Origin of the sequence: Streptomyces sp. SID3343 (assembly GCF_009865215.1) — a bacterium.
GTDB lineage: Bacteria > Actinomycetota > Actinomycetes > Streptomycetales > Streptomycetaceae > Embleya.
In genome coordinates this window covers 1-5,757 of the sequence record NZ_WWJX01000230.1, presented here as the reverse complement: position 1 = coordinate 5,757, position 5,757 = coordinate 1, and the positions used below count along the sequence as shown (strand labels likewise).

Annotated in this window: 9 protein-coding genes; 8 read left to right on the top strand and 1 reads right to left on the bottom strand. The window is 71.3% G+C overall.

All coding sequences use genetic code 11. The features are described 5' to 3' along the window. The 4 genes from GT354_RS08430 to GT354_RS53650 all read left to right on the top strand — a co-directional run. Window positions 1-532 (top strand): zinc-binding dehydrogenase (locus tag GT354_RS08430; RefSeq protein ID WP_161355635.1); only part of this gene is annotated, 532 nt, incomplete at its 5' end. 73 nt (window positions 533-605) lie between these two features. After that, the gene (locus GT354_RS08425; protein WP_161355634.1) at window positions 606-1,022 is read left to right on the top strand and encodes a nuclear transport factor 2 family protein; all 417 of its coding nucleotides are present in this window, start codon (window positions 606-608) and stop codon (window positions 1,020-1,022) included. A gap of 82 nt (window positions 1,023-1,104) precedes the next feature. After that, window positions 1,105-1,755, top strand: coding sequence for a hypothetical protein (locus GT354_RS53655; protein WP_237534511.1), 651 nt, complete (start codon window positions 1,105-1,107; stop codon window positions 1,753-1,755). After that, window positions 1,686-2,186 (top strand): hypothetical protein, encoded by a 501-nt coding sequence (locus GT354_RS53650; protein ID WP_237534510.1) that lies wholly within the window; start codon window positions 1,686-1,688, stop codon window positions 2,184-2,186. The genes GT354_RS53655 and GT354_RS53650 overlap by 70 nt, the downstream gene beginning before the upstream one ends. A 45-nt stretch (window positions 2,187-2,231) precedes the next feature. Here GT354_RS53650 and GT354_RS08415 read toward each other — a convergent pair whose 3' ends face one another. Next, the gene (locus tag GT354_RS08415; protein WP_161355633.1) at window positions 2,232-2,600 is read right to left on the bottom strand and encodes a hypothetical protein; all 369 of its coding nucleotides are present in this window, start codon (window positions 2,598-2,600) and stop codon (window positions 2,232-2,234) included. 552 nt (window positions 2,601-3,152) lie between these two features. Here GT354_RS08415 and GT354_RS08410 point away from each other — a divergent pair. The 4 genes from GT354_RS08410 to GT354_RS08395 form a co-directional block, all read left to right on the top strand. Then, window positions 3,153-3,581, top strand: a complete 429-nt coding sequence (locus GT354_RS08410) for a helix-turn-helix transcriptional regulator (protein ID WP_161355632.1) — start codon at window positions 3,153-3,155, stop codon at window positions 3,579-3,581. A 13-nt stretch (window positions 3,582-3,594) separates the two neighbouring features. Further along, window positions 3,595-4,437 carry a molybdate ABC transporter substrate-binding protein gene (modA, locus tag GT354_RS08405; protein WP_346011929.1) on the top strand — a complete coding sequence of 281 codons (843 nt, stop codon included), beginning with the start codon at window positions 3,595-3,597 and terminating at the stop codon, window positions 4,435-4,437. A 101-nt stretch (window positions 4,438-4,538) separates the two neighbouring features. Further along, window positions 4,539-5,297 carry an ABC transporter permease gene (locus GT354_RS08400; RefSeq protein ID WP_161355636.1) on the top strand — a complete coding sequence of 253 codons (759 nt, stop codon included), beginning with the start codon at window positions 4,539-4,541 and terminating at the stop codon, window positions 5,295-5,297. Beyond that, window positions 5,279-5,757 (top strand): ATP-binding cassette domain-containing protein (locus tag GT354_RS08395; protein ID WP_161355631.1); only part of this gene is annotated, 479 nt, incomplete at its 3' end. The genes GT354_RS08400 and GT354_RS08395, both read left to right, overlap by 19 nt.

Sequence of the window (5,757 nt, the reverse complement as noted above, 5' to 3'; positions counted from 1 at the left end):
GGTCACCGGCAAGCGGCTCCTGGTGACCGGGGCGTCGGGCGGGGTCGGCCACTACCTCACCGAACTCGCCGCCGACGCGGGAGCCGAGGTCACGGTGGTCACCCGCTCAGCGGAGCGCGGCCGGCGCCTGGTCGACCTCGGCGCGGCGGCGGTGGTGCACGAGGTCGCCGACGCGGTCGGCCCCTACGACGTCGTACTGGAATCGACCGGCGGCGCCGAGCTGCCCAAGGCGCTGGGTCGGCTGGGCCGGGGCGGGTCGTTGATCTGGTTCGGCCAGGCGAGCCGTACACCCGTCACGCTCGACTTCTTCGACTTCTTCGCCGGACCCACGTCGGCGACGCTGCGGCACTTCCACTACGAGGACTTCGCCACCCCGTACGCGGAAGACCTCGCCACCCTCGTCCGCCTGGTGGCGGCCGACCGCCTGCACCCCGAGATCGGTCGAGTGGCCGATTGGGCCGACACCGCCACGGCCCTGACCGACCTCCGCGACCGCCGTATCGGGGGCAAGGCCGTACTCACCCTGTCCTGAACCCGAAGCACACCGTCGACGTCGCATCACCTTTCCCTTCTCCTTCCCCCCGTCACCGAGAGCGGAGTCAGCCATGACCGGCAGCACCGACCCGAAGACCGTCGTCACCCGCTACGTCGAAGCGGTGGCCGGGGGAGACCTCCCCACCATCCGGGCAAGCTTCGCCATCGACGCCACCTGGAACTACCCGGGAACACTGCCGATTTCGCGTGTCTGGAGCGGTCGCGACACCATCGTCGACGAATTCCTCGGCGGGGTGGGCGCGTTGATCCGCCCCGGGACGATGGAGATCGCGCTGGTGTCCGTACACGCCGACGGTGAGCACGTGTTCGCCGAATGGACGTCGGACGCGGTGACGGTCACCGGCATCGAGTACCACAACCGCTGCCTCGGCATCTTCACCGTCGCGGACGGGCGGATCACGTCCGTGGTCGAGTACGCCGACACGGACCACACGGCGCGCGTGCTGTTTCCCGCGCACCGCGTCTGACCGATTTCCATACCGATCCCCTTCCGGCCCCTTCCGGCCCCTTCCGGCCCCTTCCGAATCCGAGCCTGTGAGAGAGCGAATCATGACCGGCAGTTCCTTCCTTGATCTCCCCGACGCGCTACCGCAGTTCGTCGAGGGCAACCGTTCGCGGGTGATCGCCGCAGGGCTCGACCCGTACGAGTACGAACGCGTCACCGCCGGGCTCGCGTCGTTGTACGCGTGGCTGCCCGCATTCCGCGCGGTCGGCGCGGAGTATCGCCGTACGGCGCGGAGGTACGCGGCCGGTGGGCACGGCGTCTCGGCGGGCGAGGCGTACCGCAGCGCCGCGCGTTGGTTCCACTGCGCGACGTTCCTGCCGCACCCCGACCACGCGGCCACGGTCGCGGCGGCCGGTGCGGCCGACGACGCGATGCGGCAGGCGTTCGCGCTGCTGGATCCGGGCGCGCTACGGATCGAGGGCGAGGGATTCGTCGGGTGGCTGCGGCGGCCGGCGGGAGTGGAGCGGCCGGCCGTGGTGGTCGTGGTTCCGGGACTCAACTCGGGCAAGGAGAGTTCCACGCGGTCGACGACGCGCTGTTGCGGCGCGGGGTCGCGACGTTCTCGCTCGACGGGCCGGGGCAGGGCGCGTTGGTCGGCACCGCGCCGTCGACCGAATACCACGCCGTGGTCGGCCGCGCCGTCGACGCGCTGGAGACACACCCCGACCTCGACACGGCGGCGGGTGTCGGCCTGATCGGCCTGAGCCTGGGCGGCTACTACGCGGCCCTGACCGCCGCCCACGAACCGCGCATCCGCGCCGCCGCCCTGATCAGCGGCCCCTATCGACTCGACTGGGCCGAACTCCCACCGTTCGTCACGGAAACCCTGACGGTGCGCAGCGGAAGCCCCGCCGCCGCCCGGGAGTTCGCCCAACGGGTCGACCTGTCCGACCTCGCCGCGCGAATCACGTGCCCGCTGCGCGTGGTCGAAGGCGGTACGGACATCACCCCCGGCGTCGTCAACGCCGAGGCGGCGGCCCGGGAATCGGCCCGAGGCGAGCTCGTCGTGGTACCCCACGGCGACCACCTCCTGTGCAACGCGACCTCCGACTGGCTGCCGTCGACCGCCGACTGGTTCGCGCAGCGGCTGGTGTCGGAACAGGCCGGCCACACCCCGGCGTCCTGACCAATCCCCCTCCGCACCACGCGAATACCCCGCCACTCGCCTTGCCTACAGATCGCCGACGCCCAACCGTGGGACCTGATACCCGGCGAATGGGAAGCGTTGGAGGTCGTCGCGGACGTCTTGACCCGATTCTCGGCGCAGGCTCTCGAGGCGAAGGGGTAACTCGGCAAACTCGAGGACTCGGATCTGTGGCAGGGCGAGGCCGCGTCCGGGTTCGTCGGTGATCCGAGCGTGGTCGTCGGTGTCCTGAAGCAGCACGGCGGGGAATATCCGCACGTGGCCAAAAAAGTTGCGCGCGTTTGCGGAGGTCCTGCGTTTGCCCAGGGTGAGTGTGCCGTCGACATCATCTTCAAGGCCAAGCAGGCCAAGCAGGCCAAGCAGGCCACGTGGCTGATCCAGGCATGGGCTTGGCATGTCCGGAGTGGGTAGCGAGGCACTCGGGCACTACGAGCGCGCGGTCGACGCGGTGTTGTTCCTTCGGCCCGAGGTGGGCGAGGCGGCGTTGACGGTCGAGCCCGGGGCGCCGATGACCAACGTGTTCGCGGGGTATCTCGGGTTGCTGGGCACCGAGTGCGGTGATGCCGTCGCCGCGCGGGAGCGGTTCGGGCGCTTGCGGCTCGCGCCGACGCGGATCGAGCCGCGCGAGGTGGCCCATCTGAGCGCTGTGCAGGCGTGGTTGGAGGGGGACATCCACCGGGCGGGCCGCGATCCTGGCCGTGTACGACGCCGTGTTGCACAACGCGAACTCGGTCGGCGCGGGGTGGGGCCCGGAGCGGGCCGGACGCACCTCAGGGACCTGACGGACACGGCTCAGCTGGGGTGGCGGGGACTCGGATTTGCGAGGTGTCTGGTGTTTGGGGGCTTGCATCTGCCAGGATGGGATCCGGCGGGGAGCTGGTTTGTGCGGCTTTCTGCCCGGTGTGGCTTCGCGCTGTGGGAGGGGTGAGCGTGGCTAAGATCCCGGCCGTGAATACGTTCGGAATCGGTGACGCGGCTGCTTTGCTCGGTGTGAGTGCGGACACGGTGCGGCGGTGGGTGGACTCCGGTCGGCTCGACGCTCGGCGGGACGAGAACGGCCGGCGGGTCGTGGACGGTGCGGCGCTGGCCGCGTTCGCCCGGTCGGCGGCCGTCGGGGACGCGCGTGGGGAGAACGATCGGCTCGGCTGGTCGTCGGCCCGCAACCGGTTTCGCGGCATCGTCACCGACGTTCGCAAGGACACGGTGATGGCCCAGGTCGAGATCCAAGCCGGGCCGTACCGGGTGGTGTCGCTGATGAGCGCCGAGGCCGCGGACGAACTCGGTCTGCGTGTCGGCGTGCTCGCTACCGCAGTGGTGAAGTCGACGAATGTCATGGTGGAGCGAACCGAGGGCGCGCGCGAGCACTCCCTCGAATAGGGAGTGGCACACGGTGCGTACACGGAATGCGGTCACGGCCGCGATGCTCGCGGTGGCCATGGTCGCGCTCGCGGGCTGTGGCGACGACGACAAGAAGGACGACAAGGGCAAGGAGAGCGACCGGAAGGTCGACCCCGGTGCGTCGGCGCCGGGCGCAGCCGCTTCCGCTCCCGCGAACGTCAAGGGCACCGTCACGGTGTTCGCCGCGGCTTCGCTGACCGAGACGTTCACCGCCCTGGGCAAGCAGTTCGAACAGGCCAATCCGGGCGTCACGGTCAAGTTCAACTACGGCGGCAGTTCGGCCCTCGCCGCGAGCATCAACCAGGGTGCGCCCGCCGATGTGTTCGCGTCCGCCGACGAGAAGAACATGAAGCTCGTCTCCGACGCCAAGAACAACGACGGCGCGCCGGTCGCGTTCGCCAAGAACACGTTGCAGATCGCCGTCGCGCCCGGCAATCCCAAGGGCATCAACTCGCTCGCCGACCTGAACAAGTCCGGCCTCAAGGTCGCCCTGTGCGCCCCGCAGGTCCCGTGCGGCGCCGCGGCCAAGACCGCCATCGACGCGGCGGGCGTCAAGGTCACGCCCGCGACGCTCGAACAGGACGTCAAGGCCGCGATGACCAAACTGACCCTGGGCGAGGTGGACGCCGCCCTCGTCTACCGCACGGACGTCAAGGCGGCGGGCGCCAAGGTCGTCGGCGTGGACTTCCCCGAATCCGCGAAGGCCGTCAACACGTATCCGATCACGCCGGTCGCGAAGGCTCCCAACGGAGCCGCGGCCAAGGCGTTCGTGGCCTACGTACTCTCCGAGCCCGGCCGAACGGCCCTGACCGCGGCAGGTTTCCAGGCACCGTGACCAAGACCCCCCGCTTCGCCCGCCCGCGGCCGGGCGCCCGCGTCCACACCCGGTCCGCCCGGTCCGCCCGGCGTGCGCGACGCGGGGGCGCGCCGCTCGCGTTGCTCGTGCCCGGCCTGATCGGGCTCGCGTTCCTGGTGCTGCCCTTGGTGGGACTCCTGGTCCGCGCGCCGTGGAGCGACCTGGGGAGTCGGCTCGGCAGCACCGAGGTACGCGAAGCGCTCAAGCTCTCGCTGTTCACCGCGACGCTCGCCACCGGCCTGGTACTCGTGTTCGGCGTACCGCTCGCGTGGCTCCTCGCCCGAACCGACTTCCCCGGCCGGCGGTTCGTGCGCGCGCTGGTGACGCTGCCGCTCGTGCTGCCGCCCGTGGTGGGCGGTGTCGCGCTGCTGCTCGTCCTGGGCCGCAACGGCATCCTCGGCACGTGGTTGGACGACACCTTCGGCTACACGTTGCCGTTCACCACCACGGGCGTCGTCGTCGCCGAGGCGTTCGTGGCGATGCCGTTCCTGGTGATCAGCGTCGAGGGCGCGCTGCGCGCCGCGGATCCCCGCTACGAGGAGGCCGCCGCGACGCTCGGCGCATCCCGCTGGACCGCGTTTCGCAGGGTCACCCTGCCGCTGATCGCCCCCGGCGTCGCGGCCGGCGCGGTGCTCGCGTGGGCGCGTGCGCTCGGCGAGTTCGGGGCGACCATCACGTTCGCCGGCAACTTCCCCGGCAAGACCCAGACCATGCCGCTCGCGGTGTACCTGGCCCTGGAAACCGACCCGGAGGCCGCGATCGTGCTGTCCCTCGTGCTGTTGGCGGTGTCCGTCCTGATCCTGGCGGGGCTGCGCGAACGATGGCTGACCACGTCGTGACGGCCGCCGCGGCAGTCACCGCCGGCGCGGAAGACGCCCCCGGTCTGGACGCCCACCTCGTCGTCGACCGCGACACCTTCCACCTCGACACCCGCCTCGCCGCCGCCCCCGGCGAAGTGGTGGCCCTGCTCGGCCCCAACGGCGCCGGCAAGACCACGGCGCTGCGCGCGCTCGCCGGGCTCACCCCGCTCGGCGGCGGCCACACCCGGCTCGCCGGCGTCGTCCTCGAAGACCCCGCCGCCAGGCTGTACACGCCGCCCGAGCACCGCCCGGTCGGCGTGGTCTTCCAGGACTACCTGCTCTTTCCGCACCTGTCCGCGCTCGACAACGTCGCCTTCGGCCTGCGCTGCCAAGGCGTCGGCCGCCGCGACGCCAGGACCACCGCGGCCGAGTGGCTGGGCCGGGTCGGCCTCGCCGAACAGGCCGCCGTCAAGCCGGGCAGGCTCTCCGGCGGCCAGGC

Excerpts from the sequence above, each read along its gene's own strand:
- GT354_RS53655 (WP_237534511.1), top strand. The coding sequence starts at position 1,105 with ATGACCGGCAGTTCCTTCCTTGATCTCCCCGACGCGCTACCGCAGTTC.
- GT354_RS08425 (WP_161355634.1), top strand. The coding sequence starts at position 606 with ATGACCGGCAGCACCGACCCGAAGACCGTCGTCACCCGCTACGTCGAA.
- GT354_RS08415 (WP_161355633.1), bottom strand. The coding sequence starts at position 2,600 with ATGCCAAGCCCATGCCTGGATCAGCCACGTGGCCTGCTTGGCCTGCTT.